Source organism: Pedobacter sp. SYSU D00535 (assembly GCF_017355855.1).
Taxonomy (GTDB): domain Bacteria; phylum Bacteroidota; class Bacteroidia; order Sphingobacteriales; family Sphingobacteriaceae; genus Desertivirga.
Map to the genome: position 1 here is coordinate 336,858 of NZ_JAFEWD010000001.1, position 26,552 is coordinate 363,409.

Here is a 26,552-nt window from a genome sequence, read left to right on the forward strand (position 1 = left end):
CACACCTCAACTTGTCGCTTTTATACCGGTTATTCTGAACTATTGCTTAGTAACTTAGGGGCACCAAACTTAGTCAGAGGTATAATGAACAACGAAATAAGGGCTTACAACAATAGCTTATCCGCGGAGGATAAGGTTATTTGCGATTTGCTCGCAAATGAAATCAGTCAAAGCTTACCGGAAGCTGAAAATAAGATCTGGCACCGTCATCCAGTTTGGTTTTTGGAGGGGAATCCGATAGTTGGTTATAGCAAATTAAAAGATGCTGTCCGCTTGCTGTTTTGGAGTGGGCAGTCCTTTGGCGAGGAGGGCTTACAAAAGGAAGGATCATTTAAGGCGGCAGAGGCAAGGTACCGGTCGCTGGAACAGCTCAATGCTGAGGATTTGCGTCGCTGGCTGGAGAAATCAAGACGAATACAATGGGATTATAAAAACCTCATAAAGCGAAAGGGGACGCTCGAGCCCCTCACCGGCATTGATTAAGCCCGCTACAACTCCTCTTTAGCTTAGATATTTTTAAAAACAAAGATATATGGCTGAACTCATTTTAAATTGGGAAGAAAACGCGATATTTTCCGTGAAGATAAAATCGAAGGAATTATTAGCTAAAAAACGAATCTATGAGTACAGGAAATCCATGTATGTATTGCGCAAAGGATCAGCGCCTCACCGACTTAATGATTGAAATTTGTGAATTAGACGCTTCCATTCTATACCTGTTTAAAGAGCAGAGCTATAAGGGTCGGAGCGTGCTGGCCTATAAGAAAGCACACAAAGAAGAAATTTTTGAGCTGCCGGAAGAGGAAATGAATTTATTTATGAAAGATGTTGCTAAGACAGCCAAAGCCATCAAAACTGCATTTGGTCCAGGCAAGATCAATTACGGTGCGTATGGAGACAAGATGCCTCACATCCACTTCCACATTGTACCGAAGTACGAAGATGCACCAAAATGGGGGAGTACTTTTGATATGCAGCCCGACGAAAAGGTTTACCTGACTGAGGAAGAGTATGCAGAGGTAATTAATAAGATCAAAGAAAACTTATAAAATAGCACCTCCAATTCTGCGATGCACTTCAGTCGATACCCGCGGCATGATGAAGATTATCGACATTAAAAAGTCCGGATAAAGAACCTCTATCCGGACTCTGTTAAATTTAGTTACCCTCTTTCAAAGAGTCTATTTTCGCATCAGCAACCGAATCGATCGTATCAGCCTGAGCCTCGAAAGCCTGGGCATTTGACTCTGCGGCTGAATCTATTTCTGCAGCCAACGAATCGGTCGTATTATTGCCAGAATTAGTTGAAGAACCACAAGAGCTAACTGAAATTGAGATTGCTGATGCAATAAGTGCGAATTGAAATAATTTTTTCATGGTGTTTAATTTTAAGGGTTGTTTAATTTTTTATACCCTTCGGGTAAAAAAGGTAACCCTACCGATTTTGTTTGCACCAGAGTAAAATCCAGAGAAAATTCTGGCTCTGGCAAGACAGCTCACTGACCTACTTCTTTCGTTTGATAATAAATCCATTCTCAATTTTCTCGAAGCCAACTTTCGGATAATATTCCATGGCAGTAGGTGCTGATAACAATATCAGGGCAGCACCTTCTCCAATTTTCTCTTTCGTAAGCGTTATTAAACGCTTCCCAATACCTTCTTTCTGATATTCTGATCGTACTGCCAGATCAGAAAGATAACAACAGTAGCAAAAGTCTGTTAGGGAACGGGCAACGCCTACCAGCTTCTCATCCTGCCAGGCTGTGATAATCAGGTTAGAATTAGCGTACATTTTAGCGATGCGTTCAACATCATCAACGGGTCGGTTAATCCCGGAACTTCTATATAAATCGATAATATCGTATGTACCAGGAATGAAGTCAGATTTGTAAGTAATTTTCATTAAAGGTCAGATTGAATACATATAATAATTGAATATCAGCCAAGTTCCTCTGCCAGGCCGATCAAAAGCCCTTCAACTCCACGGATGTAGCAGAGTCGATACGAGTCTTCGTACTGAACAACTTCACCAACAAGCTCGGCACCACGCTTACTCAACCTGGATACCATTTCGTCAACATCTTCAACATTGAACATCACCCCGTAGATAACCCAGAGCGTTTACCGGAGCAGTCCGGTGGTCAGAGACGGTGAGTGGACTTAAAAATTGGCAAAGCTCCAGTCTGTTGTGACCATCGGGGGTGGCCATCATAGCAACCTCAACTGATTGAGAGCCGAGGCCAGTAACGCGACCTGCCCATTCTCCTTCGACTTTTCCCCGACCTTCGAGTCTTAAACCAATGTCAGAAAAAAAAGAGATAGCGTTATCAAGGGATTCTACCACAATACCAACATTGTGCATTTGTAACGACGTGTTTTTTTCCTCCATGATCTTATCGCGTTTAGGTGCCGAAATTTTACTAAAATAACTAAAATGAACAACACCTGATTTAGACGAACATCTCATAATTCTTTGACTACTCGAGAGGATATAGAAGCTTGGTATGAAGAAACAATTAGAGGTAGAATTAAATACAAGGTTTGGGATCAGCAAAAAGGTCAGGAGCGTAACCTTCTGAACGCCTCAAAGCAAGAAAGGCATCCTTTCTCAGGACGCCTTTCTTTTAGCGGAGAGAGAGGGATTCGAACCCCCGGACCTTTAACAGTCAACGGTTTTCAAGACCGCCGCAATCGACCACTCTGCCATCTCTCCGGGGGCAAAAGTACAAACTCTCTTTAATTCTGCAAAAAAGGTGTATTATTTTTTTGTAATCAGCCTTTAGCTAACTGGAACTCAGCGTTATATTTTTTTATTAAAAATAGTTTTCTGTGTTTTTTCGGGCGTTTCTTCATTTTTGAATGAGTTAAAACGGGGCCTCACAATCTTAATGCTTCGTTTCGAAAGGTCAACACTGGCGTTAAGCTCAAATCCGATCAGGATAATAAGCGAATTAACGTAAAGCCAGATCATGATGACGATAAGCGTACCGATAGATCCGTAAAGCTTATTAAAATTACTAAAGTTGTTGATGTAGAAAGCAAATCCCCAAAAGGTAAGCAAAGCAAGTACGGTAGCCAACCAGGCACCCGGACTAAATAGTTTCCACTTTTTAGCATGAGAGGGGCCATAGCGGTACAAAACGGAGATGGTAACAAAATAAACCGCTGTCAAGATAAACCAGCGTACGAAGTTGATCAGCACCACCCAAAAGGTGTCTTTAAACTCGAAACCTTCTCGCAACTGGCCGATCACATACTCGCCGACGGTGATGATACCAAGGCCCGTTACAAGGGCGAAGAACAATACCAGGGTTAAGGCAACGGCTACGAGTCGCTGCTTCACCCATCCGCGGGATTCAATAATTAAAGACGACTTATTGAAAGCAGCCATCAAATTACTGATACCGTTGGTAGCAAAAAACAGGGCCGCGAAAAAACCGAAGGAGAGCAATCCGCCATTTTGTTTCTTGATGATCTCCTCGAAAGTACTCTCAACCGCCAAATATGCGTTATGCGGCAGCACCATTTGCAAAATCGACATCAGCTTATCCTGAAAGCCATCGATGGGGATGTAAGGGATTAGCGTAAAGATAAAGATGATGGCCGGGAAGATCGCTAACATCCAGGTATAAGCCAAAGAGGATGCTTTATTAACCAGTGAATCTTTGCTTATCTCTTGAAAAAAGAAAGTCCCCACGGTATAGAGCGGGAGTGGGCTGAAGCCGGGAAATACAACAGTCTTACTCCAGTCGATAAACATGGAATAAGGCTTAGTTTTAAGTAGGAGTTTGTGCAGCCACAGCATTTGTTAATCAAAATAAGGATTCAGGCGATCTTGAAACTGTTGCGGCGGCATGCAGGGTCTGTTCTTCTGCATATCAATAAACACCAATGTAGTTTCTCCTTCGTGAATATACTCATTCTTTTCATTAAAAAACTGGTACCTGAAATGAATCCTAACACCCGGTTTCTTTTCTATTGTGGTTTTAATCGTAATTTCCTCGTCGTACAAGGCTGGTTTGAGATATTTGCAATGCATCTCCAGCACAGGCATCATCACCCCCTGTTCCTCCATTCCTTTATACGTCATCCCAATACTCCTCAACATTTCCACCCGGGCTACTTCATAGAACTCAGCATAGTTGCCGTAATACATATACCCCATCTGGTCTGTTTCACCGTACCTGACTCTTATTTTAGTTTCGTGACTAAACATCTTATCGTCGGATATTACGTTGGTTCAGTGCTTGTTGGAATCTGCGAGCATTTGCCTGGTGTTCGCTAACAGTGACTGCAAAATTGTGGTATCCCGAAAAATCTTCCTTGGCGCACATATAGATAAAGTTGTGCTTTTTATGGTTAAGCACAGCATCAATAGCATTGATACTCGGCATCATGATAGGCCCCGGAGGCAAGCCGGCATAAACATAAGTATTATAAGGCGAGTCTTTGGTAAGATGACGATTAAGAACCCGGCGAATCGTAAAATCTTTATTTGCAAAGATAACGGTTGGATCCGCCTGTAATTTGATACCCCGTTTGTAGCGGTTCATATACAAGCCCGCGATAGTTGGCATCTCATCATCATGCAGTGCTTCTGCATCTACTATGGCTGCCAAAATGCTTACCTGAGTAGGTTCCATCCCAATTGCTTTTGCTTTTTCCAGTCGGGCAGAAGTCCAAAACTTCTCATATTCTTCATGCATCCGCTTGAAAAACTTCTCTGCCGAAGTATTCCAGTACATCTCGTAAGAATTCGGGATGAACATCGCATACACGTTGTCTGGGGTAAATCCATACTTGCTTACAAATGCGGACGAGTCCAACAAGTTGATAATTGAAGTCGAGTCTGCTTCGATCAAGGTAGAGATATAACCAGCGAAATTCTCTTTCAAGCGATGGTTCTTGAACTTCAACTGTACGGGTTCCTGATTACCCGCTTTCAACATGTTGATGAACCTTCGGTTACTCATTCCCGGATTCAACTTATATTTTCCCGGTTTTACAGCTTTAGGGTAATCCATGTTGAGCGCTGCCCATAGAAACACACTCGTATCCTTCACCATCTCTTTTTCTCTGATGGTTTGATAAACGTCGTCAAAGGTAGAACCGGTCCGAATGTACAGGTACTCTTCGTTGTCGGTTACACTTGGACCAAAATATCTTAAATAATAATTGAATGCTGTAATCCCAAGAGCAATGACAAGCACGCCTGCCAGCGCAATGATAAATTTAGTTTTCTTGCTCAGTCCCGAAGTTTTATTTTCAGTCATTTTGTATGTAGAATGTTTTTATAGATCTGTTCTTCTGTAAGCCAGTAAGCCTCCTGTCAGATTTCTTACGTTTATAAATCCATTCGCAGCCATCAGTCGTCTTGCTGTTTCGCTACGAAGTCCGCGCTGGCACACCATTACAATTTCTTCCTCTTTCTCGAATTCCAACTCTTCCAGTTCCTGACCGAGTGTACCCAATGGTATATTCAGACCACCAATATTATAGGTATGAAACTCAAGCTGTTCGCGCACATCAATAATATGTACTTGAACGCCATTTGATAATTTTTCTTTTAGCTCGCTGGCTGATATATCATTCGATAGGGGCTTCATTAGAAAGAATTAGGTCGACCGGGGTGCCAATACTCACTTTATTTAGGGAGTCAAGCGATGGATACTGTTTCACTACGCGAACGGTAGAACTGTCGGTAATGTCGCCTTCATAGTTAATACTGCCGGGTTTCAGAGAAGAACCTCTGAGTGCAAAGATCGCTTCTGGTAAAGTTAAGCCCATCAAATTTGGCAGATCCACCTCACTTGCCCCTTTACCGTCACCCAACACCAGGCTTATAGTCGAGCCTTTCGGGATAGGATCTCCCTGACTTAAGCGTTTTCCACGATGTATTACTTCCAGAACCCGGTCTCTTACGATGTCTGATGTATACGATGTATCACCAATTTTTATTCCATAGTTTCCCAGCACAGCTCGCGCTTCCAGAAACGTCATTTCAAAAACGTCCGGGAAACCTACTTCAGGAGCGTTGGTAGTAATTATCGTTAAATAGATAGTACGATCCATCTTTACATTCGTTCTGGCATCCGGATCTTGTTCGATCACCAATCCCGGCTTTTTGTCCATCTGGTAAACCGAGTCAATTTCGTAACGTAAACCTGCAGACTCCAGTACTTCTATGGCTTCCTCTACGGACAGCCCTTTCAGTTTTGGCACAGGTATTCCTTCACCATGACGAGTATAAAATCTTAAGCTAAAGAAAATTATGAGTATAAAAGCCGCGATAGAAACAATGGCAATAATCAGGTTTTTCCTGAAGGTCTCTGTCCGCAGGTACGCTAAAAACTTATTCATTAATGGTGCCCTTCTGCAAAATCAGCCTCAAACTTAACTGAAAAAAACATCATTTCATTATATTCTTGCTGCTTTTAATTCATCATTCCGGGCAGTTATTTCCTACGAACCTGATCGGGGCGACATATAAGAACCAATAGCTCAATGGCTCTGTGAAGGAGAGTTCGAGAGAGTTCTGAAGGGGAATTTTAAAAAGATCGATCAAATAGATATAAATGACTTTTAATATAAATTATCTTTGGCCGCATGAAGAAAACCATAGCTCTTGTAACCGGAGGTTTTACCGGCGAATCAGTTATATCATTGAAGAGTGCAGAAGTAATCAGTCAAAACATCGACCGTAGTAAGTTCGACGTCTACAAAATCATCATCACCAGACAAAGCTGGTACTACATTAATGATGCCGGGGTAAAAGTAGAAGTGGACAAAAACGACTTTTCACTGAACCTAAACGGGCAGAAAGTTTCCTTCAACGCAGTGTTTATCGGGCTTCACGGTTCTCCGGGTGAAGATGGCAAATTGCAGGGCTACTTCGATATGCTGGGTATTCCTTATACTACCTGCGATGCGTTGACCTCTGCTATCACTATGAACAAGGGATACACAAAAGCGATCGTGGATGGCATTACCGACTTATATGTAGCCCGCTCGATGCAACTATTTAACAACGAAGCCGATACTGCTGAAAAGGTATTACAGGCACTTCATTTACCTCTTTTCGTAAAACCCAATAACGGAGGCAGCAGCATCGGTATGAGCAAAGTAAAGTCGGCCGGAGAACTTCCCGAAGCATTGGAAAAAGCTTTTAAAGAAGACACACAGGTATTAGTGGAGGAATTTGTGAAAGGCCGTGAATTTACCATTGGGGTATACAAGGGAAAGGAAGGCATTAAAGTTCTACCAGCTACCGAGATTGTGAGCTCAAAAGAGTTTTTTGATTTTGAAGCGAAATATACAACCGGCGTTACCGAAGAAATTACGCCAGGGAGAATGAGTGACGAAGAAAAAGCACGGATAGAGCGTGTTGTAGAAGCGGCTTATCTGAAGCTAAATTGTCGGGGAGTAGTACGTATCGATTATATCCTGGAAGAAGAAACAGGCAAATTTTACTTTATAGAAGTAAACACGGTGCCCGGACAGACGGAGAACAGTCTGATTCCACAACAGGTGAGGGCGATAGGTAGAACGATCGAAGACTTTTATACCGAATTGATAGAGGTAGTAATAGCCTGATCCAATGGAGCTAACACTTACTACGCCAGCCTTACTTTTTCCGGCAATTTCGTTATTGCTGTTAGCTTACACCAACAGGTTCCTGGCCCTGGCAAGTTTAATCAGGAACCTGAAATCGCAGTACGTAGAAAATCAAAACCCGAATCTGCTGGGACAGATAAGTAATATTCGTACGCGCATTTTTCAGGTGAGGAACATGCAAGCTTGTGCTATCTTAAGCTTCTTTATGTGTGTACTCACCATGTGGCTACTCTATAACGGCGAGCAACTCATTGCAAAATACCTATTCGGTCTAAGTTTGTTGCTGCTAATGATTTCACTATTTATTTCACTCCGGGAAATTCAGATTTCTGTGAAAGCCTTAGAACTTGAGTTGAGTGATGTAGAGGAGTATATCCGCGAAAGCGAGCGAAAGAAATAGGAGAGGTATGTTCACCATTACGACTCCGGCTATTCTTTTTCCCGCGATATCACTTATTCTGCTTGCATACACCACTAAGTTTATTCATTTAGGGGGACTGGTTAGAAATCTGAAGAATCAATATCAGAAAAACAAAAGCCCCAATATCCTTTCCCAATTATTAAACATCCGGAGACGGATTTACCTGATACGCAGCATGCAGGCATTGGGTATCGCTAGCTTTGCTTGTAGTGTGATGTGTATGCTGCTGCTTTTCGGAGGATACATTCAGGTAGCCGCGATCGTTTTCAGTCTGAGTCTGCTGTTCTTGCTGTCGGCGCTGGCCTTATCGGTGTGGGAGATTATTATTTCGGCAGAGGCCCTTAAAACGGAGCTGGAGGACCTCGGACACCTCCCTAAAAACAAAAAAGGGCACTAATAATAGCACCCTTTCTATCACGGAACATCCGTTTATTTTACTTCGAATTCCACTTCGACGTCCCCCCAGCTCAGAGAAACTTCTCCGTGCTTCGCGATCTTGAATTGCATCTGCTCGTTGAATGACTCAGCCTTCTCAGGTGCTACAGTAACCCGAAGCTGGTCGTCAGCTTCCTTATACTGAGTACCCCATTGTTTCCAGTTTTTATTAAAAATCACTACCCATTCTTTTTCCCCGGGGATAGTATATAGACTGTATTTGCCCGCCGGAAGTGCTTTTCCCTCTACTTTTACATCTTTGGTCACCTGAAATGTAGTTGCCTCATTGGCTCCGGTACGCCATACTTTTCCGTACTGGGCTATCTCAGTTCCTATCTTTCTGCCTTTAACAGAAGGTTTGCTATAGTTGATAGTGATGGTAGCGCCGCTTTTAATCTTTTGCGACACGCTATCCGGGGGACTTACCCTTTTGCTTTTATCTTGTTGAGCAAAAGAGTTGAAACTGAGAAATACCGCTGAAATCAGGGTTAAAATAAAGAACTTTTTCATTTGTCGTTAGTTGGTGTTGATTAATTTATAAGCAATAACAGACCTCTTATTAAACGTAGGTACATACACAATATTTTCATCAGCTTTGATTCCAATATCAGCCGTATTCATACCCTGCGCTTGGGTATCTAACAATAATTCAATTTTTCCGTTTTTACTGACGTGATAAACAAGGCCTGCCCAGCAGGAAACGATAAAATCTCCCTTTCTGACCGGCTCAATTCCATCGCCACCTTTCGCGAAACCACCGGCGATAGTAGTTATCTCTTTCTTCGGATTTACCTTCAGTATCGTGGGACCCGAGATAACATAAAGGTCTCTTCCTATTGATTTTAATCCGTTGGTAGCTTCAATGTTCCGAAGGTAAGTAGATACCTTTCCATTAACTATCTGGTGTACCGTTCCTCTTCTGGAATCTGAAACATAAACCACCCCTTTGTCATCCACAGTGATGTCATTAAGAGCAATGGCACTATCAATTGCGATCTTTCTGCTAATTTTTGAATTTGGGATGTCTATTTCCACCACTTCAGTAACGTCTGCTACATACAACTTATTCCCAACTCTGCCCATACCTTTTGGAGCGTTCAAACCTGTTATCCAGACAGAATCTAGGATATTTCCTTGCAGGTCCAACTTTGCAACCCCGCCTTTTCCGTCAACGCCCCAGGGAGCTCCGTCAATTAATGATACATAAAGGATCTTTTTCTCGAAGTCAGGAAATACTGATTCGGGAACTGCTAAAGGAGCTGTTTCCCAAATTTTAGAAAGTTTGTGCTCTTGGGCATCGGCCAGGCTAGTGATTCCGGCCAATAAAAGGATTAATAGATTCTTCATGTGTCAGTTTGGTTTTCTAGTCCGACTACTTTCAGCCGGAAAGCCGCGGCGCAAATTACAAAGAATGCATTTTAATCGATGATTGTAATAGAAGTTTTATGAATAGAACGGGCTTTGTTTATTTTTACCGGATATGATAAAATTGATCAGCGGAATTATTCTTTGCTTTTCCTTTATGACAGCTACAGCTCAGATTTCCTCCAGAAGGGTGGGGCAACTCCTTTTTAAAGACAATTTTAGAAAGGGGTTAAAACATTGGATAGTCGAGGCGGCGGACACGGCACGAACTGTAGTTGAAGCAGATGAAGGTAAATTACGTATTGACGCACCGAAGGGAGTAACCGTCTGGTTAAACAAAAAACTAAGTGGTAATTATATTATCACCTATAAACGAAAAGTAGTGATGGCAGGTGGTAAAAATGATCGCCTATCAGATCTGAACCAATTCTGGATGGCAACGGACCCGAGCAGTGAGGATTTGTTTAAGCGAAACGGCATTTTCGAAGAATATGACAGTCTCAGCCTTTATTATGTGGGCATGGGTGGGAATACTAATTCTACGACGCGGTTTAGGAAATATCATGGCAATGGGTCTAAACCTTTATTGGCCGAGTTTAAAGATCAGGAACACTTGCTACAGGCAAATAAGGTGTACACAATTACGACTGTTGTGAATGATGGTGTTACCGAATTTTTCGTTGACGGTGAAAAATATTTCTCTTTCCACGACCTACAGCCCCTGAAAGAAGGTTATTTTGGGATACGTACTACGAAGTCTCATCAGGAAGTCTATAACTTCGAGGTTCGCCGTATCAAAGATTAGCAAGTGCTGCCCGTATCGTTTCGAGCTGCAGTAGTAAAGGTAACTGTCCCGGGTGAATCTTCTGTTTAGCATCTTCAAGTTCAAACCATGCTGCTGTATCGGCCTCCGGGAAGATCTGTTTCCGTCCTGATCGTGGAGGCCATTCTATTTCGAAAGTATTAGATTGAAGATAGGGAGTTTCAAAATCCTGTCTCGCTGCCCAGGCCTTAATTACTTTGCCGCTTTTTAGTTTTACCGGATCAAGAGCGATTAACTCGTTTGCAGTGATGTTATTTCCCGTTTCCTCCCAGAATTCCCGCTTGGCCACCTCCAGCGGATCCTCGTTTTCATCATATTCACCTTTTGGCACGGACCATACGCCTAAGTCCTTGTTTCGGTAAAAAGGCCCGCCGGGATGAACCAATAAAACTTCTATATAATCTGAGCTCGTAACGCGAACGGCAACAATGCCTGCACTTAATTTCTTCATGTGTGGATTCTTGAACTAAAAAACAAACAGTGTACTTTTAAAAAGTATGGCTTTTACTACACCTTAAACCACAGAAACGGAACCCATTGTTACATTATCAACGATTTTCCAATTTGGTGTTGTTTTTGTTAATCTTCTCGGTAAATTAGTAACATAATTACACAATAGAGCGAATTGGCTTAAGAATTGTTTAAATAACTTCGCCAATAAACTATAAACTATTTTTGTAACAGGTCCTATTCTCAAAAACTTTACGGAGGTTAACATGAAATTAAAGGAATTTTTATTAAAAGGCTTCAGCTTTAATGAAATCTTGAGACAGTTCTCAATTGATCAATCTGATTTTACTATCCAGGATGAAGAACTTATCTTATCGAGAAAGGACCTTTCGGAGAAGGAGATTCTGAAGGAACGGGTGATGATTCAGGGTAAAAGCACAAATGGAATTATAAACTTTTTCGGAACATTGCACTGCAATTTCCTGAACCAGCTTGCGGTATTCGAACTAGACTCTGTAGAAGAACAACAACAGCAACCACAAATCTCGGCTGCGTAAGGTTTTAATAGAAGAATAAAAAAGCCCGTTCCTGCACAGAACGGGCTTTTTTATTTTAAGAACCTGGTGACTTTATTGCTCGTCAACCGAGATTAAGTGCTGAATTAATCTCAAGCCCTATAGCCTCTACGACAGAGGGAGACAAATCGGAGATCTCTCTTGTTTTCCATTTTCCATCCGAATCTTTAAAGACCCGCGCAATAAACTTTTGATTTTGAGTAATGAGGTAAGTGCCTGACGGAGCTTTATCCTCCTGCACCTGCATACACTCTTCTACATTATTAATAAATAGTTTGATTTCGAATTGTTGCATAGATGAAATACAAACTTGTTGGTGATTTTGTTGGAAGACACCTTGGCTGTAAAAAAGAGTGCAGAGCAAAAAAAAACCGGCTTTCGCCGGTTCGTATTATTTGTTTGGTTTCTTTCCCTGAGCTTGCTGCTGACGCATGTACTCTTCCATTCGTTGCTGGAACTTCGATTTTTTCTTCTCCGACTCGGGTTTCTTTTTATTTTCCTGAATGCGAGCATGAATCTTTTCATCGTTCACTAACTGACGAATCAGATACTGCTGACCAAAGGTTAACATGTTAGCAAGGAAGTAATAATAATTAAGTCCTGCCGGATAACTGTTCAGTACCCCGAAGAAAATAATTGGAGTGATATAACCAATATATTTCATCTGTCCGGTTGCTCCGGATATCTGGTTATTGAAATAGGTATAAACAAGTGTAGAAATGGTCATCAGTAAACACATCAAACTGATGTGACTACCTAGAAATGGAATACTAAATCCAAAGTTGATGAATGAATCATAGGTGGACAGGTCTTCCATCCATAGAAAACTTTCGCCACGCAATTCGAACAAATTCGGGAAGAAGAAGAAGAATGCCATCACAATAGGCATCTGCAACAACATCGGGATACAGCCTCCAAGCGGATTTACACCAGCTTTACGGTATAATTTTAAGTACTCTTGCTGAAGCAGGGTAGGGTTATCTTCGCCCACCTTAGCTTTGATCTCATCCATCTCCGGTTTTAACACCTTCATCTTCGCCATTGACAGGTACGACTTGTACGTAAGCGGAGAAAGAACAACCTTTAACAAAATCGTAAGCACCAGAATAATTAACCCGTAGCTCCAGTTAAATTTCTCCAGGAAAGAGAATACAGGAATAACCACTACTCTGTTGATCCATTTTAGCGGTCCCCAACCCAGGTCAATTTGTTTTTCCAGGTCGTAACCTTGTGCTTTGAGGGTAGTAAAGCGATTCGGTCCGAAATAGAACTGCATTGGGAAGGAATTCACCTGCTCATTCTTGAAAGGAAGTACTACACTTGCTGAAAAAGATTTTACCACACCTGGCTGAATGGCGGTTTCTACATTAATACTTCCCTTGCTGAAGCCCTGATCAAAGATTAGTACGTTAGAGAAGAAGTGCTGTTTGAAAGAGATCCATTTAATAGGTCCATCTTCACCTATTTCTTTCTTTTCAGACTCTGTAGTCCCGATGTGTTCGACCTCCTGATCATTGCTCAGGTAATAGTAAGCACCGGAATATTTATGCTCGCCTTCAATATCTTTTTCCTTTTGACGAAGCGTTGCTGCCCAGTTCAGATTAATCGGCTGGTGGGCATTCACCACATTTTGGATTCCGTTAGCCACAATCGTTAATCCCACCTTAAAACCTTCGCCTTTTAAACTGTATACATAGTCAAGGTATTGGTCAGGACCATAATTGAGTCGCATGGTAACCGAACCTGAATCAGCTTTGGCAACTTTAAGACTTTGAGTACTTGGAGAAAAGTATAGCTCACTGGTGTTAATGGTGGTGTTTCCGGCGCTAAAAGTTAAGCCGAATTTACTTTCATTTTCACGGAACATCACCAGCGAGTCCTGGTCATAGGTTTTAAAATTTTTCAAAAGAACCGAAGTGATCCGACCTCCTCTAGAATCAATAGTCACTTTCAGATCATCATTTTCCAATACCACTGTCTGAGAGGTACCTGTCCTTGCTGAGCCGAATGGCCCCCTCAAAAGATTAGAATCTACTGCCGGCACAGGAACTCCTGCAGTTTTACCGGCAGGCTGCTTCGCTGCCGAAGGGTTTGCTTTTACCCTGCTGATGGAATCCTGAACGTATTTCTCACGTTTCATTTCCTCATCAGAAGGTTTCATTAAATAGGTAGAGCCAACTAGTATAATTAATATCAGGAAGAGGCCCGTGAACGTATTTCTATCCATTATATGCTTATATCCGCTTTTTTAAATTATTTTTTTCTGGAATATGCCAGCGAAGCGGCGACAAAGTTAACAAAAAGAGGATGAGGATTGGCAACCGTTGATTTTAATTCGGGATGGAACTGCCCTCCCACAAAGAAAGGATGGTTTTTCAATTCCACAATCTCCACCAAGTTATTTTCGGGATTAATACCCGAAGCGATCATTCCCGCTGCTTCATAATCCTTAAGGTACTCGTTATTGAACTCGTACCGATGGCGATGGCGTTCCGTGATAGTAGTCTTCCCGTAAATAGCAGCCGCCTTGCTGCCCTTTTTCAATTCGCAGGTGTATGAACCCAGACGCATCGTTCCACCTTTATTTTTAATCTTCTTCTGCTCTTCCATCATAGAGATCACCGCATGGTGCGCATCTTCATTCATCTCGGTACTATGTGCATCCGCTAAGCCTAAAACATTACGCCCAAACTCAATAACGGCACACTGCATTCCCAGACAGATTCCGAAGAAAGGAATGTTGTTTTCCCTCACATATTTAATAGCGGTAATCTTTCCTTCAATGCCACGACTTCCAAATCCAGGTGCTACCAGAATTCCATCTAGTCCGGAAAGTCGCTCGGCCACATTCTCTTCAGAAATAGTTTCTGAATGCAGCGAATGAACATATACCTTACACTCATTACGTGCGCCAGCATGAATAAAGGCCTCAGTGATCGACTTATACGCATCCTGTAACTCCACGTACTTTCCAATCAAACCGATGTGAACCTCTGCGGTAGGATTTTTTAGACGGCCCAGGAAATCTTTCCAGTTTTCCAGGTTAGGTTCATTTTTATGTGAAAGCTTTAGCTTGGTTAACACTGTTTTGTCCAACTGCTCCTTAAGCATAAGCAATGGAACGTCGTAGATAGTGGATGCGTCAATCGACTCGATAACCGCGTTGATATTTACGTTACAGAATTGCGCAATTTTCCTGCGAATTTCCTGTGTAATGTGATGTTCAGTACGACAAACAAGGATATCAGGCTGAATTCCGTATTCCAGCAGCATCTTCACCGAGTGTTGTGTTGGTTTTGTTTTCAGCTCGCCTGCAGCAGCCAGAAAAGGTATTAGCGTAAGGTGAATAACCAAAGAATTGTGGCTGCCGATCTCCCATCTGAATTGACGAACAGCTTCAATAAAAGGGAGTGATTCGATATCCCCCACAGTACCACCAAGTTCTGTGATCACAATATCATACTCACCACTTTCACCTAAAATTCTAATATTTCTTTTTATCTCATCAGTAATGTGCGGAACTACCTGAACAGTTTTTCCAAGGTAGGCACCTTCACGCTCCTTATTAATTACATTTTGATAAATCCGACCAGTAGTTACGTTATTGGCTTGAGAAGTAGGTACGTTCAGAAAACGCTCATAGTGTCCGAGATCCAAATCTGTCTCGGCACCATCTTCCGTTACAAAACACTCTCCGTGTTCGTAAGGATTCAGTGTTCCCGGATCGATGTTAATGTATGGATCAAATTTTTGGATGGTTACGCGATAGCCGCGTGCTTGAAGAAGTTTTGCTAACGATGCGGAAATAATACCTTTTCCTAACGACGAGGTAACGCCGCCCGTAACGAAAATATATTTGGTCATGTAATGATGGATTTTTCTATTGATAATACCCGTTGTTGCAGATAAAATCAATGTTTTTGTACGGGATTCAAAAGTACGAAAAAAATCGGCACCAGCGAACTTTGTTGAGAAATCAAGATTGTTAAAAACAGGAAAGTTCCTTTTTCAGCCACCTGATTTTAATGATTCGCTTTGTCCAAAACTTTTACCTTTGTTTCTTTCTTTATCCTTTTATTATTTTATTGACGAATGGTATTATATAACCGATCTGTATTAAGCAACGGACTCAAAGTGCTGGTACACGAAGATTTTACCACCCCGATGGCTGTGGTAAATGTGCTGTACGACGTTGGGGCAAGAGACGAAGATCCTGAAAAGACAGGGTTCGCTCACCTCTTTGAGCATTTGATGTTCGGAGGCTCTATTAACATCCCTTCTTATGATGAGCCATTGCAACGTGTAGGGGGAGAAAACAACGCTTTTACCAGTAACGACATTACTAACTATTATATCACCCTCCCGGCTGCTAACCTAGAGACTGCCTTTTGGTTAGAAAGCGACCGGATGTTGAGTCTTGCCTTCTCCGAAAAAAGTCTGGAAGTTCAACGTAACGTTGTTTGCGAAGAATTTAAGCAGCGCTACCTGAATCAGCCTTACGGCGATGTGTGGCTAAAGCTGCGTCCTTTGGCTTACAAAACCCATCCGTATCAATGGGCAACCATAGGTAAAGAGCTATCGCACATAGAAAACGCGACGATCGAAGATGTAAAAGCATTTTTCGCCAAACATTACAATCCGGCAAATGCGATACTGGTGGTAGGAGGGGCGGTAAAAACTGCCGAAGTACTGGAGATGGCAGAGAAGTGGTTCGGCTCTATTCCAACAGGAGAAAAATATCTCAGAAGCCTGCCTGCAGAAGCAGAACAAACCGAAGAAAGACGAGAAATAATAAAAGCTGACGTTCCTTTGAACGCCATCTATAAAACGTTTCATATGCCCGCCCGTCTTGATAGCGGATACTACGAAGCCGACTTGCTTTCTGACATCCTGTCAAGGGGGAACTCTTCCCGCTTATACGTCAGCCTGGTAAAAGAACAGAAGCTTTTCTCTGAACTGAACGCCTACGTCACCGGAAGTCATGATCCCGGATTGTTTGTAATTGAAGGAAAGCTGACAGAAGGGGTGGAGCCAGAGTTAGCAGAAGCGGCCATCTGGACTGAACTTGAACTGATCAAGAATGAACTGGTCCCCCAGGAGGAGTTGACTAAAGTAAAGAACAAGATCGAATCGACCATGGTATTTGCAGAAATGAGCTTGTTGGATAAAGCTATGAACCTTGCTTTCTTTGAACTGCTGGGCAATGCCTCTGAGTTGAACACGGAAACTCAGAAATACGCGGTTTTAACTGCAGAAGACATTAGACGACGGGCCAATAAAATCTTTAGAAGAGAAAATTCGAGTACCTTGCTTTATCTCGCAAATTAATGATTGAAAGAAGTATAGCACCTGCATTCAAACAGGTAGAACATATAGAACTAATTAAGGCAGAACAGTACAGCCTGGACAACGGTGTTAACCTATTTGTGATCAACGCCGGCACTCAGGATTTGGTGCGGGTGGAGTTGCTGTTCAATAATGTGAACTGGAACCTGTCCAGGCCTTTGCAGGCCTACTCAGTGAACTCGATGTTGGTAGAGGGTACCAGTAAATATACAGCGCTTGAAATCGCAGAACGAGTGGACTATTACGGGGCTTTCCTGCAAACAGACTTCAACTTTGATAATTCAGCCGTCACTCTATATACATTGACAAAACACCTGCGGTCTACTCTTGCCGTCGTTAAAGATGTGGTGACTGATTCCGTTTTTCCCGAGGAAGAGCTGGAAACATTCAAGCGAAATCAGAAACAGAAGTTGAGCGTTAATCTTGAAAAGAACGATTACATCAGCAGGCGTGTATTTAATCAGGCCCTGTTTGGGAACACTATCTATGGCTACAGCGCCGGCTTCGAAGATTATGACAAGCTACAGCGGGACGACCTCGTATCTTATTTCAATTTAGCGTACCGACCCAATAATTGCACAATAGTAGTTTCAGGAAAGGTAGACGATGGGACGATTAGCATCATCAATGAGTTTTTTGGCAGAGACTGGGATAAAGGAGTTGACTTAAACGCCAACTTGTTTTCTTTCACGGTAAAAGATGGTACCGAACATTATGTGGAACGCCCGGAAGCACTCCAATCTGCCATTCGTATTGGGAAGATATCCGTTACCCGCAATCATCCCGACTTCCCAGCCTTGCAAGTGTTGAATACAGTACTTGGAGGATATTTTGGATCGCGACTAATGGCGAATATCCGGGAGGACAAAGGCTACACTTACGGAATTGGATCAGCCCTTATCTCACTACAGAACGCCGGCTACTTTTTCATAGCTTCAGAAGTTGGAGCTCAGGTTTGCTCATCCGCGGTAGCGGAAATAGAAAAAGAAATAAATCTGCTTAGAACGGAGTTGATCCAGCCGGATGAGCTGGCTCTGGTAAAAAACTACATGCTGGGTTCGTTCCTGGGGGGATTAGAGAACGCCTTTTCTCATGCAGACAAATTCAAAAACATCTACTTCTCCGGTTTAGATTACGACTACTATACGCGATACATTCAGACTGTTAAATCAGTTACCGCCGAGCAGTTGATGGAGCTTGCTAATTTTTATCTTGATTTTAATTCCTGTGAAAAAGTAATCGTAGGAAAAAAATAGCTAAAAAGTTTGTTGGTTGTTGACGTAAATAACGACGAAACAATGACCAACAAACTCTTTGCCTTATTTGCTAGATACCCTTTAAATCTCTATCTTTGCCCGGCAAATAATAAATTTTATTTGCTATGCAATTAGACCCTGAAAAGTTCGTCGCAGAAGGCCTTACCTATGATGACGTTTTACTAATCCCCGCTTATTCTGAAGTTCTACCACGTGATGTAGACACCCGATCATATCTTACAAAGAAAATTCGTTTGAACGTACCAATCGTTTCTGCTGCTATGGATACAGTGACAGAAGCTGAACTTGCTATTGCGCTGGCACAGGCAGGAGGCATTGGTATTCTTCATAAAAATATGACTATCCAGCGTCAGGCTGAAGAGGTTCGCAAGGTAAAGCGCTCTGAAAGCGGCATGATTCAGGACCCAGTTACCCTGCATCAGGAAGCTACTGTTATGGATGCTTTTAATATCATGAAGGAATACCGAATTGGAGGCATTCCGGTAATAGATTCAGACAGTAAGTTAGTTGGTATTATCACGAATCGGGATTTACGCTTCCAGAAAGATATGCAGCGCCCGATTGTAGAAGTGATGACCAAAGATAACCTGGTGACTGCTCCGGAGGGGACAGATCTTGTAAAAGCAGAGGAAATTCTGCAAGATTATAAGATTGAGAAACTGCCGGTTGTGAATGCGGAAGGCAAGCTGATCGGCCTGATCACTTTCAAAGATATCCAGAAGTTCAAAAATTATCCTAATGCCTGCAAGGATGAGCACGGCCGGTTACGTGTTGGAGCTGCTGTAGGGGTTGCAGCAGAAAACATGAAACGGGTAGCAGCTCTTGTAGCAGCAGGCGTAGATGTAGTTACTGTCGACACAGCTCACGGTCATTCAAAGGGAGTGATCGATATGGTAAAAAGCATAAAAAGAGTTTACCCGGATTTGCAGGTAATTGCCGGAAATATTGCTACTGCCGAAGCTGCTATTGCCCTTGCAGATGCTGGAGCGGACGCTGTTAAAGTAGGTATTGGCCCTGGCTCTATCTGTACTACCCGGATTATTGCAGGGGTAGGAGTGCCGCAGCTTTATGCAGTTTACGAGTGCGCAAAAGCACTACGCGGTCGTGAAGTACCTGTAATTGCAGACGGTGGTATTAAACAAACCGGAGAAATCGTGAAGGCGATTGCTGCTGGGGCCAGCTCTATTATGGCTGGATCTCTTTTCGCAGGGGTAGAGGAATCTCCTGGTGAGACCATTATTTACGAAGGAAGGAAGTTCAAATCATATCGCGGAATGGGTTCGGTAGAGGCCATGGCCAAAGGATCTAAGGACCGCTACTTCCAGGATGAAACGGATGTAGTTACTAAATTGGTGCCTGAAGGGATTGTTGGCCGTGTTCCTTACAAGGGCACCCTGGCTGAAGTAATTTTCCAGTATGTAGGAGGTTTAAGAGCTGGTATGCACTATTGTGGTGCAGCTACTATTGAGGAGTTGCAGAATGCACGCTTTGTTCGGATCACCGCAGCTGGTATGCGCGAAAGTCATCCACATGATGTTACTATCACAAAGGAAGCTCCAAACTATACTAGATAGATTCAAAGCACAACTTATCGGCTTATATGCCGATAACTGACAAATATCGGCTAATATGCCGATATTTTGTTTTTTCGGGTATTTTGCCGATAATTGGTCGGGGCGAAATACCCATTTGTATTATGGTAGCTGTCTTAACCGGTGATATTATAAACTCCAGAAGCATAACCAATCCCGAATTATGGCTGGAAGAGCTGAAGGAGGCCCTGAACCTATCAAAGCAAACAAAGTGGGAGATATTTCGGGGAGACAGCTTTCAATTGGAACTGGTACCTGAAGAAGCACTACTTCAGGCGCTCTTCATAAAAGCCTCCATAAAAACCATCAAAAACCTTGATGTAAGGATTGCTATCGGAATAGGAAAAAAAGCCTACGCTGCAGAAAAACTTACGGAGTCAAACGGAGAAGCATTCATTTTCTCCGGAGAGAAACTGGAAGAGCTAAAACGAGAACGAACCACCCTGGCCCTCAAAACCCCTTGGCCTGACTTTGACGAAGAAATAAACATTGTTCTTCGACTTGCACAGGTAATCATTAACAGCTGGAGTATCACCAGCTCAGAACTCGTGAAACTGGCACTCAAACATCCCGGAAGCTCTCAAAAAGAATTAGCTGAACTGTCGAACAAATCGCAATCTTCCGTTAGCGAGGGACTTAAACGGGCCCACTTTTCAGAAATATTAGCCCTTAACAATCTCTATAAAAAGAAACTTAGTCAATTCATTGCTGCCTTATGAATGTGATCCTGCTGAAATTGTTATTAGCCCATATTATTGGCGACTTCCTTCTGCAACCAGATACATGGGTAGTGGAAAAAGAAAGCAGGAAACTCCGTTCGCCAAAGTTTTATCTTCATATTTTGATACACGGAGCACTTATCTTGTTATTTCTATGGGATTTTGCTCAGTGGAAAGTAGCGTTTTTATTGATGGTGCTCCATGGGGTAACTGACGCTTTGAAGCTTTCTTATCAAGGAACAGAAAACAAAAGAGGTTGGTTTTTTGCTGATCAACTCGTCCATCTGGCCTCTATTGTAGGTGTTTGGTATTTCTATTTTGAACCTGGACTAACCTTTCATTATCTGGATACCGATCATTTTTGGAAGAACGCCCTGGCGGTAACGTTCTTAACTTTTCCATCTTCCATTGTCATCAAAATACTCATTGCAAAATGGACGCCCACCCAACTTCCAACGTCCACAAATATTGACGCTGGTGTAGCTTCTTTAAAAAGTGCCGGAAAATACATTGGGATCATGGAAAGATTGCTTGTCTTCCTTTTCGCCAGCATCGATCATTGGGAAGCTGTCGGTTTTTTAATAGCAGCAAAATCAGTTTTTCGTTTCGGCGATTTGAAAGAAGGTGCAGACCTTAAACTTACAGAATACATTCTGGTAGGCACCCTATTAAGCTTCGGGATAGCGATCCTGGTGGCTTTTGGGGTTATAAGTACCTAAAGCTTCATCTTTTGTACCGCTGCCATACCCGGTACCATTTCTTATTAAGAGGATAGCTTCTATGGGGCGTAAGATTATTAAAAATAAGAGCTACGACAAAAAGGATCAGTACACCCGATAATACAGGGCTTAAGACATACATATAACCGAGCGCTTTTACCTTTTCGGATCCAATATTCGCAATCAGCGCGGTAGCACCCCCAGGAGGATGCATCGTCTTTGTCATTTGCATACTCACTATTGCCAACGAAACAGATAAGGCCGAGGATAGCCATGCAAACTCCTGAGGCATCACCTTATATACTGTTACTCCAATTACTGCACAGATCACATGTCCGCCAATTAGGTTTCGAGGCTGCGCAAGCGGGCTATTGATGAGACCGTAAATCAACACACAGCTTGCACCGAAAGATCCTATTAAGAAAAGATTGTCGTTGTTAGTAAGATAGCGCGAGTTTAATAAGCCAATTAATCCAATCCCCACAAATGACCCTAAGAACGTCCACAAATGTTCCCGGAAATCGATAAGGGTTTCTCGGTACATAATGTAACGGACACGACGAAAGTTATTCCGGATTCTCTTCTTCATGTGGCCGGCAAAAATAGCTCTCTTTTGTCCACTCTGTCAAGAAGATCTTTCATCGTTAACCAATCACTTCTCGACCCTAAAAACTTCTCGCTAATTTCTCAGGGTAACATGTTGTTTAAGAGGACCGAACGTGTTAATTTATATGATTATCCCTGTCAAAGCACCAAAATGGCTCAACTAATTGTAACTGAAAGTCTAGAATCGTAGTATAAACCTGATCCAAACAAGTAATAAATGCGTTTTTTCTCTTTGTTGCTACTTCTTTTAATAACTCATACGCTCTATTCTCAAGAAATAACTTTTAAGCATTTAACCACGCGAAGCGGTCTCTCTCAGAGCAATGTCACAAGCGTTGTGGAAGATAGCGAAGGTTTCGTTTGGATTGGCACATCCGATGGGCTAAATAGATACGACGGCTATTCGGTGAAGGTATACCGAAATGAATCAGGCGACCTTTCCGGCCTTAGCAGCAGCACCATCGTTTCGACTTTTGTGGATAAAAACGGAATTCTATATGTAGGAACGGCTGACGCGGGCCTGAATGTTTATGACGCAAATAAGGACAAATTTACGGTCTATAAACAGCACCGAGCAGACGCGAAAAGCATTAGTGCAAACAGAATTACCTCCATTTTTGAGGATCATAAAGGGCTTTTATGGGTAGGTACAGAAAATGGGTTGAATATATTCGATAGAAAGCAGGGCACCTTTAAGAGGATTTTTAGAAACGGAACAAACGCGAACAGCCTGGTAGATAATACTATCAGAACCATCGGAGAAGACAAAGATGGCAATCTCTGGATTGGAACAGAAGGCGGACTGAGTATTTTAAGCAAAAACAGAACAAGCTTTACCAACTATAAGCATCAGCCCGGCAATCCGCAAAGTTTAAGCGCCAATGCCATCCGGACAATTTTTACGGATAGAGAAGGAGTAGTGTGGGTTGGTACTGCCTTTGGCGGCTTGAACAGATTCAATCCCCACAACAAAAACTTCATTATCTACAAGCATCAGCCCATCAACAAACCCACACTGCTTGCAGACTACGTGCCCGGTATAACCCAGGGCAAGGATGGAAGGATCTGGATTGCCACCAACTACGGCCTAAGTGTTCTTGATAAGCGATCGAACTCTTTTCTGAATTACCAGACAGATAAATTCGTCTCAAGTTCCCTACTGGACAACGGTCTCAATACCGTTTACACAGACCGTCTAGGAAACATTTGGATAGGAAGTATCTCAGGTATCTCAGTGCGCGGAGCAGACAGACCAAAGTTTGAACATTACGCATTTAACCCGGGTAAACCTGAGGGCGTGGGAAGCAAAGAAGTGTTCAGCTTTTATCAGGATAAGGATAAAAATATCTGGTTGGGACTTAGGGATGGCTTTGATCTGTTCGATAGAAAAACCAATACATTTAAGCATCATCAAACAACACAAACCGGCAGGTGGATAGGCACGGTTACTTCCTTTCTCGAGGACGGCAAAAATAACTTCTGGATTGGATGTTTTGATGCAGGCCTACTTCGATTCAATCGCAAATCAACTACATATGAAGTCTTTGTGGGCTTTGACCGGGTAACAAAAGAAGAGATTCCGCTAAGAGATATTTGGTATATCCAGGAGACTTCTAGAGGGGAAATCTATATCACCACCTTAAATACCGGTATTTTTAAATACGAGCCTTCTGAAAACAAGTTTTACAGGTACCAATGGGCAGGCAAAGCAGTTCCGGTGTTAGGGATTAATTGTTTATATATAGATAGAGGTGATAATCTCTGGGTAGGAACCACCTTTGATGGCTTGTTTAAAATTAATCAACCTAAAGGAATATTCGAACACTATACGCCGAATCCAAAGAATAGTAAAAGCATCTCGAATAGTACGGTGCTGGAAATCTTTGAAGATAGTAAGCGAAATATCTGGGTGGGAACAAAGGGAGGCGTGCACCGGTTCAATCAGCGGACACAAACCTTTGACAACTATTCTCAAAAAGACGGTTTGCCCAATAACGTAGTTAACACTATCGAAGAGGATTCAAAGGGAAATTTATGGATAGGAACCTATAAAGGGCTTTCTCAATTCAATCCCACAACCAGAAAATTTAAAAACTTTGCTGTGGAAGACGGTTTACAGCTGAATGAGTTCTTACACCGGGCATCATATAAATTAGATGACGGAACTATGCTTTTTGGAGGATTAAACGGATTTAACCTCTTTAAGCCGGAGAACATTCGATATACTACCTTTGTTCCTCCAATCGTCTTCACCAACTTCTCGATCTTCAACAAACCGGTAGAAATAGGCTCTAAATCGTCCCCCCTTGATGTACATATCTCAAAGGCAAAAGTAATCAGGCTGGACTACGATCAAAGCATGTTCAGCATCGAGTTTGCCGCCCTTGGATTCAGAACTACTGGAAAACGGGAATACGCCTACAAACTGGAAGGTTTTGAAGAGGAATGGAACTATGTTGGAACACAGAGGACTGCAACCTACACCAACCTTAATCCTGGTGAGTATACTTTCCGCGTAAAAGCATCCAACACGGATGGGATCTGGAACGAAGAAGGTGTAACCATCACCATCATTATTAATCCGCCTTTCTGGATGACCTGGTGGTTTAAGATGCTGATCGTAGTCTGCCTGATAGGAGCAGCCATAGTTTGGTACAAGAAACGAATGAGGAGCATCAAAGAGCGCCAGGCTGAACTTGAACTGCAGGTTATGGAACGGACTGCCGAGGTTAGAAAACAGGCAGAGGAGTTGCAGGCAATGAATGAAGAGTTACAGGCACAGTCTGAGGAACTCCAATCACAATCGGAAGAACTACAAGTACAGTCAGAGGAGCTCCAGAACCAAACTGAGGAACTGCAGGCGGTAAATGATGCGTTGCTGGATCAGCGCAATCACCTGAATGAAATGAATAGTGCACTGATGAGGCAAAAGGAAGAGGCGGAACTTGCCCGCAAGGAAGCTGATCTCGCCAGAAAAGAAGCAGAAAGAGCAAACGCTGCAAAAAGCACCTTCCTTGCTACCATGAGTCATGAAATCCGCACGCCAATGAATGGAGTTTTAGGCATGACAGCACTTCTTGCCGAAACCCCTCTAAATCCGGAGCAAAGAGACTACGCAGAAACAATCAGAAGCAGTGGAGAAGCGCTGCTGAATGTTATAAACGACATTCTCGACTTCTCAAAAATAGAATCAGGAAACCTGGATATTGACCTGCACCAGTTCGATTTGCGGAAGTGTATTGAAGAGGTGTTGGATCTGTTTGCCGGGAAAGTAGCTCAGGCAGGAATTGACCTGGTGTACCAAATAGCACCGGAAATACCTCTGCAACTAATTGGTGATAGTTTGAGAATCAGACAAGTGTTGATCAACCTGGTTGGGAACGCTGTTAAATTCACATCGAGAGGCGAAGTCTTTATCCGTGTTTCACGTACTAAAGTTCTTGGCGACGGAAATGTCGAGCTGTTATTTGAAGTAAAAGATACGGGAATAGGGATTCCGCAGGATAAGATCTCACGTTTATTCAAAGCCTTCTCTCAGGTAGATTCTTCAACCACGCGGAAATACGGCGGCACTGGCTTGGGACTGGTAATTAGCGAACGCTTGGTTAAACTGATGGGTGGAGACATCTACGTCGAAAGTAAAATGGGTGAAGGAACCTGCTTTTTCTTCTCCCTGGTAACTAAAGTAGCAGAGACGTCTTTGCCGACGTACGTCACACAAAGTATTAAAGGTATTGAGGGTAAACGTATCTTGGTGGTAGATGACAATGTGACGAATCAGCGGATATTGGATGGGCAGCTCCAATTGTGGAAAACCAGGCCAGTTATTGCCAATTCTGCGGCAGAAGCCTTGAATCAGCTTGCCTTGGGAGGAAACTTTGACCTGGTAATTTCCGATATGGAAATGCCTGAGGTAGATGGCGTGGAGCTGACAAGGAGAGTTAAAGAGAAGTATCCTCTTCTTCCGGTAATCCTGCTTAGCTCGGTAGGTAATGAGAACAGGACTAAATACCCGGAACTCTTTACCGCTATCCTGACAAAGCCAGTTAAACAACATCATTTACTTGAAGCCATTCAAAGTAGTTTGAAGGTAGCGCAGAAGACACCGGCAACCGAAATAAAGTCGGCCGGAGTGTTAGGTGAAGATTTTGCGAAGGAGAACCCATTGTCTATCTTAATTGCAGAAGACAATCTGATCAACCAGAAGCTCATTTTGAGAGTGTTGGATAAGCTGGGCTACCAACCAAAAATGGCAAACAATGGAAAGGAAGTTATTGATATGCTGTCTGAGCAGGCCTATGATATAATTTTGATGGACGTGCAGATGCCAGAAATGGACGGTCTCGAGGCTACACGCTACATCAGGGAGCATTTTGCTAAGCAGCCGCTGATTATGGCGATGACCGCAAATGCAATGGCAGAAGACCGTGATATTTGTATTCAAGCCGGCATGGACGACTACTTATCAAAGCCGATTAAACTGGAGGATCTAAAAGTAAAACTTCAGGAGATTGCCCAGAAAGCTGCGGCTGTAAACCTATCGTAGGTTGAAGGGAACCAATAACAAAAGAGTTATATACTTTCTGCTTGTATGTACAACAGTGATACTG

General features: G+C 42.7%; 29 protein-coding genes and 1 tRNA gene. 13 read left to right on the forward strand and 17 right to left on the reverse strand.

What is annotated here, in order from left to right:
- The first annotated feature begins 84 nt into the window (after nt 1-84).
- Both J4N23_RS01250 and J4N23_RS01255 read left to right on the forward strand, forming a co-directional pair.
- Entirely contained in the window at nt 85-483 is a 399-nt protein-coding gene (locus J4N23_RS01250) for a DUF1801 domain-containing protein (protein ID WP_207425190.1), read from the forward strand.
- 137 nt (nt 484-620) lie between these two features.
- Nucleotides 621-1,049, forward strand: a complete 429-nt coding sequence (locus J4N23_RS01255) for an HIT family protein (protein ID WP_207425191.1) — start codon at nt 621-623, stop codon at nt 1,047-1,049.
- Nucleotides 1,050-1,158: 109 nt separating this feature from the next.
- On the opposite strand, the gene J4N23_RS01260 is transcribed toward J4N23_RS01255, so the two are convergent.
- From J4N23_RS01260 to J4N23_RS01300, 10 genes are all read right to left on the reverse strand, one after another.
- Nucleotides 1,159-1,377: a hypothetical protein gene (locus tag J4N23_RS01260; RefSeq protein ID WP_207425192.1), complete on the reverse strand. Its 219-nt coding sequence runs from the start codon at nt 1,375-1,377 to the stop codon at nt 1,159-1,161.
- 127 nt (nt 1,378-1,504) lie between these two features.
- The gene (locus tag J4N23_RS01265) at nt 1,505-1,903 is read right to left on the reverse strand and encodes a GNAT family N-acetyltransferase (RefSeq protein WP_207425193.1); all 399 of its coding nucleotides are present in this window, start codon (nt 1,901-1,903) and stop codon (nt 1,505-1,507) included.
- Between the two features lie 35 nt (nt 1,904-1,938).
- Complete coding sequence (locus J4N23_RS20890; RefSeq protein ID WP_242689035.1) at nt 1,939-2,097, reverse strand: hypothetical protein; 159 nt, start codon at nt 2,095-2,097, stop codon at nt 1,939-1,941.
- Nucleotides 2,084-2,389 (reverse strand): VOC family protein, encoded by a 306-nt coding sequence (locus J4N23_RS01270; RefSeq protein WP_242689036.1) that lies wholly within the window; start codon nt 2,387-2,389, stop codon nt 2,084-2,086. The genes J4N23_RS20890 and J4N23_RS01270 overlap by 14 nt, the downstream gene beginning before the upstream one ends.
- A 239-nt stretch (nt 2,390-2,628) precedes the next feature.
- Nucleotides 2,629-2,713 (reverse strand) — tRNA-Ser (locus tag J4N23_RS01275).
- 87 nt (nt 2,714-2,800) lie between these two features.
- Nucleotides 2,801-3,805, reverse strand: coding sequence for a YihY/virulence factor BrkB family protein (locus J4N23_RS01280; protein ID WP_207425194.1), 1,005 nt, complete (start codon nt 3,803-3,805; stop codon nt 2,801-2,803).
- A gap of 3 nt (nt 3,806-3,808) precedes the next feature.
- Entirely contained in the window at nt 3,809-4,216 is a 408-nt protein-coding gene (locus tag J4N23_RS01285) for a thioesterase family protein (protein WP_207425195.1), read from the reverse strand.
- 1 nt (nt 4,217) lies between these two features.
- Nucleotides 4,218-5,273: an endolytic transglycosylase MltG gene (gene mltG, locus J4N23_RS01290; RefSeq protein ID WP_207425196.1), complete on the reverse strand. Its 1,056-nt coding sequence runs from the start codon at nt 5,271-5,273 to the stop codon at nt 4,218-4,220.
- A gap of 18 nt (nt 5,274-5,291) precedes the next feature.
- Nucleotides 5,292-5,606, reverse strand: coding sequence for a rhodanese-like domain-containing protein (locus tag J4N23_RS01295; RefSeq protein ID WP_207425197.1), 315 nt, complete (start codon nt 5,604-5,606; stop codon nt 5,292-5,294).
- Nucleotides 5,587-6,360 carry a PASTA domain-containing protein gene (locus J4N23_RS01300; protein ID WP_207425198.1) on the reverse strand — a complete coding sequence of 258 codons (774 nt, stop codon included), beginning with the start codon at nt 6,358-6,360 and terminating at the stop codon, nt 5,587-5,589. Before J4N23_RS01300 ends, J4N23_RS01295 begins: the two co-directional genes overlap by 20 nt.
- Before the next feature lie 246 nt (nt 6,361-6,606).
- Here J4N23_RS01300 and J4N23_RS01305 point away from each other — a divergent pair, with 246 nt between their 5' ends.
- From J4N23_RS01305 to J4N23_RS01315, 3 genes are read left to right on the forward strand one after another with little or no spacing between them, the layout of a single operon-like run.
- On the forward strand, nt 6,607-7,593 hold the full coding sequence (locus J4N23_RS01305) for a D-alanine--D-alanine ligase (RefSeq protein WP_207425199.1): 987 nt from the start codon (nt 6,607-6,609) through the stop codon (nt 7,591-7,593).
- A 4-nt stretch (nt 7,594-7,597) separates the two neighbouring features.
- Entirely contained in the window at nt 7,598-8,014 is a 417-nt protein-coding gene (locus tag J4N23_RS01310; protein ID WP_207425200.1) for a DUF2721 domain-containing protein, read from the forward strand.
- 7 nt (nt 8,015-8,021) lie between these two features.
- On the forward strand, nt 8,022-8,432 hold the full coding sequence (locus J4N23_RS01315) for a DUF2721 domain-containing protein (protein WP_207425201.1): 411 nt from the start codon (nt 8,022-8,024) through the stop codon (nt 8,430-8,432).
- A 32-nt stretch (nt 8,433-8,464) separates the two neighbouring features.
- On the opposite strand, the gene J4N23_RS01320 is transcribed toward J4N23_RS01315, so the two are convergent.
- Nucleotides 8,465-8,980 carry a DUF2911 domain-containing protein gene (locus J4N23_RS01320; RefSeq protein ID WP_207425202.1) on the reverse strand — a complete coding sequence of 172 codons (516 nt, stop codon included), beginning with the start codon at nt 8,978-8,980 and terminating at the stop codon, nt 8,465-8,467.
- Nucleotides 8,981-8,986: 6 nt separating this feature from the next.
- Nucleotides 8,987-9,817 carry an ATP-binding protein gene (locus J4N23_RS01325; protein ID WP_207425203.1) on the reverse strand — a complete coding sequence of 277 codons (831 nt, stop codon included), beginning with the start codon at nt 9,815-9,817 and terminating at the stop codon, nt 8,987-8,989.
- 133 nt (nt 9,818-9,950) lie between these two features.
- On the opposite strand from J4N23_RS01325, the gene J4N23_RS01330 reads away from it, so the two are divergent.
- Nucleotides 9,951-10,640, forward strand: a complete 690-nt coding sequence (locus J4N23_RS01330) for a DUF6250 domain-containing protein (RefSeq protein ID WP_207425204.1) — start codon at nt 9,951-9,953, stop codon at nt 10,638-10,640.
- On the opposite strand, the gene J4N23_RS01335 is transcribed toward J4N23_RS01330, so the two are convergent.
- Nucleotides 10,630-11,109 (reverse strand): NUDIX domain-containing protein, encoded by a 480-nt coding sequence (locus tag J4N23_RS01335; protein WP_207425205.1) that lies wholly within the window; start codon nt 11,107-11,109, stop codon nt 10,630-10,632. The two genes, J4N23_RS01330 and J4N23_RS01335, sit on opposite strands and share 11 nt — an antisense overlap.
- A gap of 265 nt (nt 11,110-11,374) precedes the next feature.
- Here J4N23_RS01335 and J4N23_RS01340 point away from each other — a divergent pair, with 265 nt between their 5' ends.
- The gene (locus J4N23_RS01340; protein ID WP_207425206.1) at nt 11,375-11,665 is read left to right on the forward strand and encodes a hypothetical protein; all 291 of its coding nucleotides are present in this window, start codon (nt 11,375-11,377) and stop codon (nt 11,663-11,665) included.
- A gap of 82 nt (nt 11,666-11,747) precedes the next feature.
- Here the strand turns inward: J4N23_RS01340 and J4N23_RS01345 are convergent, their stop codons facing one another.
- From J4N23_RS01345 to J4N23_RS01355, 3 genes are all read right to left on the reverse strand, one after another.
- The gene (locus tag J4N23_RS01345; protein ID WP_207425207.1) at nt 11,748-11,978 is read right to left on the reverse strand and encodes a hypothetical protein; all 231 of its coding nucleotides are present in this window, start codon (nt 11,976-11,978) and stop codon (nt 11,748-11,750) included.
- Nucleotides 11,979-12,074: 96 nt separating this feature from the next.
- Complete coding sequence (yidC, locus tag J4N23_RS01350) at nt 12,075-13,910, reverse strand: membrane protein insertase YidC (RefSeq protein WP_207425208.1); 1,836 nt, start codon at nt 13,908-13,910, stop codon at nt 12,075-12,077.
- A 26-nt stretch (nt 13,911-13,936) separates the two neighbouring features.
- Nucleotides 13,937-15,547 (reverse strand): CTP synthase, encoded by a 1,611-nt coding sequence (locus tag J4N23_RS01355; RefSeq protein ID WP_207425209.1) that lies wholly within the window; start codon nt 15,545-15,547, stop codon nt 13,937-13,939.
- Between the two features lie 228 nt (nt 15,548-15,775).
- Here J4N23_RS01355 and J4N23_RS01360 point away from each other — a divergent pair, with 228 nt between their 5' ends.
- The 5 genes from J4N23_RS01360 to J4N23_RS01380 all read left to right on the forward strand — a co-directional run bounded on the left by J4N23_RS01360 (nt 15,776) and on the right by J4N23_RS01380 (nt 21,336).
- Nucleotides 15,776-17,011, forward strand: a complete 1,236-nt coding sequence (locus J4N23_RS01360; RefSeq protein ID WP_207425210.1) for a pitrilysin family protein — start codon at nt 15,776-15,778, stop codon at nt 17,009-17,011.
- On the forward strand, nt 17,011-18,285 hold the full coding sequence (locus J4N23_RS01365) for a pitrilysin family protein (protein ID WP_207425211.1): 1,275 nt from the start codon (nt 17,011-17,013) through the stop codon (nt 18,283-18,285). The genes J4N23_RS01360 and J4N23_RS01365 overlap by 1 nt, the downstream gene beginning before the upstream one ends.
- Nucleotides 18,286-18,410: 125 nt before the next feature.
- Nucleotides 18,411-19,880 (forward strand): IMP dehydrogenase, encoded by a 1,470-nt coding sequence (guaB, locus tag J4N23_RS01370; protein WP_207425212.1) that lies wholly within the window; start codon nt 18,411-18,413, stop codon nt 19,878-19,880.
- A 122-nt stretch (nt 19,881-20,002) separates the two neighbouring features.
- Nucleotides 20,003-20,617, forward strand: a complete 615-nt coding sequence (locus J4N23_RS01375) for a SatD family protein (RefSeq protein ID WP_207425213.1) — start codon at nt 20,003-20,005, stop codon at nt 20,615-20,617.
- Nucleotides 20,614-21,336 carry a DUF3307 domain-containing protein gene (locus J4N23_RS01380; RefSeq protein ID WP_207425214.1) on the forward strand — a complete coding sequence of 241 codons (723 nt, stop codon included), beginning with the start codon at nt 20,614-20,616 and terminating at the stop codon, nt 21,334-21,336. The genes J4N23_RS01375 and J4N23_RS01380 overlap by 4 nt, the downstream gene beginning before the upstream one ends.
- Nucleotides 21,337-21,340: 4 nt before the next feature.
- On the opposite strand, the gene J4N23_RS01385 is transcribed toward J4N23_RS01380, so the two are convergent.
- A complete protein-coding gene (locus J4N23_RS01385; RefSeq protein ID WP_207425215.1) occupies nt 21,341-21,925 on the reverse strand; it encodes an HPP family protein in 585 nt (194 codons plus the stop codon).
- A 234-nt stretch (nt 21,926-22,159) separates the two neighbouring features.
- On the opposite strand from J4N23_RS01385, the gene J4N23_RS01390 reads away from it, so the two are divergent.
- Complete coding sequence (locus tag J4N23_RS01390) at nt 22,160-26,488, forward strand: two-component regulator propeller domain-containing protein (protein WP_242689037.1); 4,329 nt, start codon at nt 22,160-22,162, stop codon at nt 26,486-26,488.
- Nucleotides 26,489-26,552: the final 64 nt, after the last annotated feature.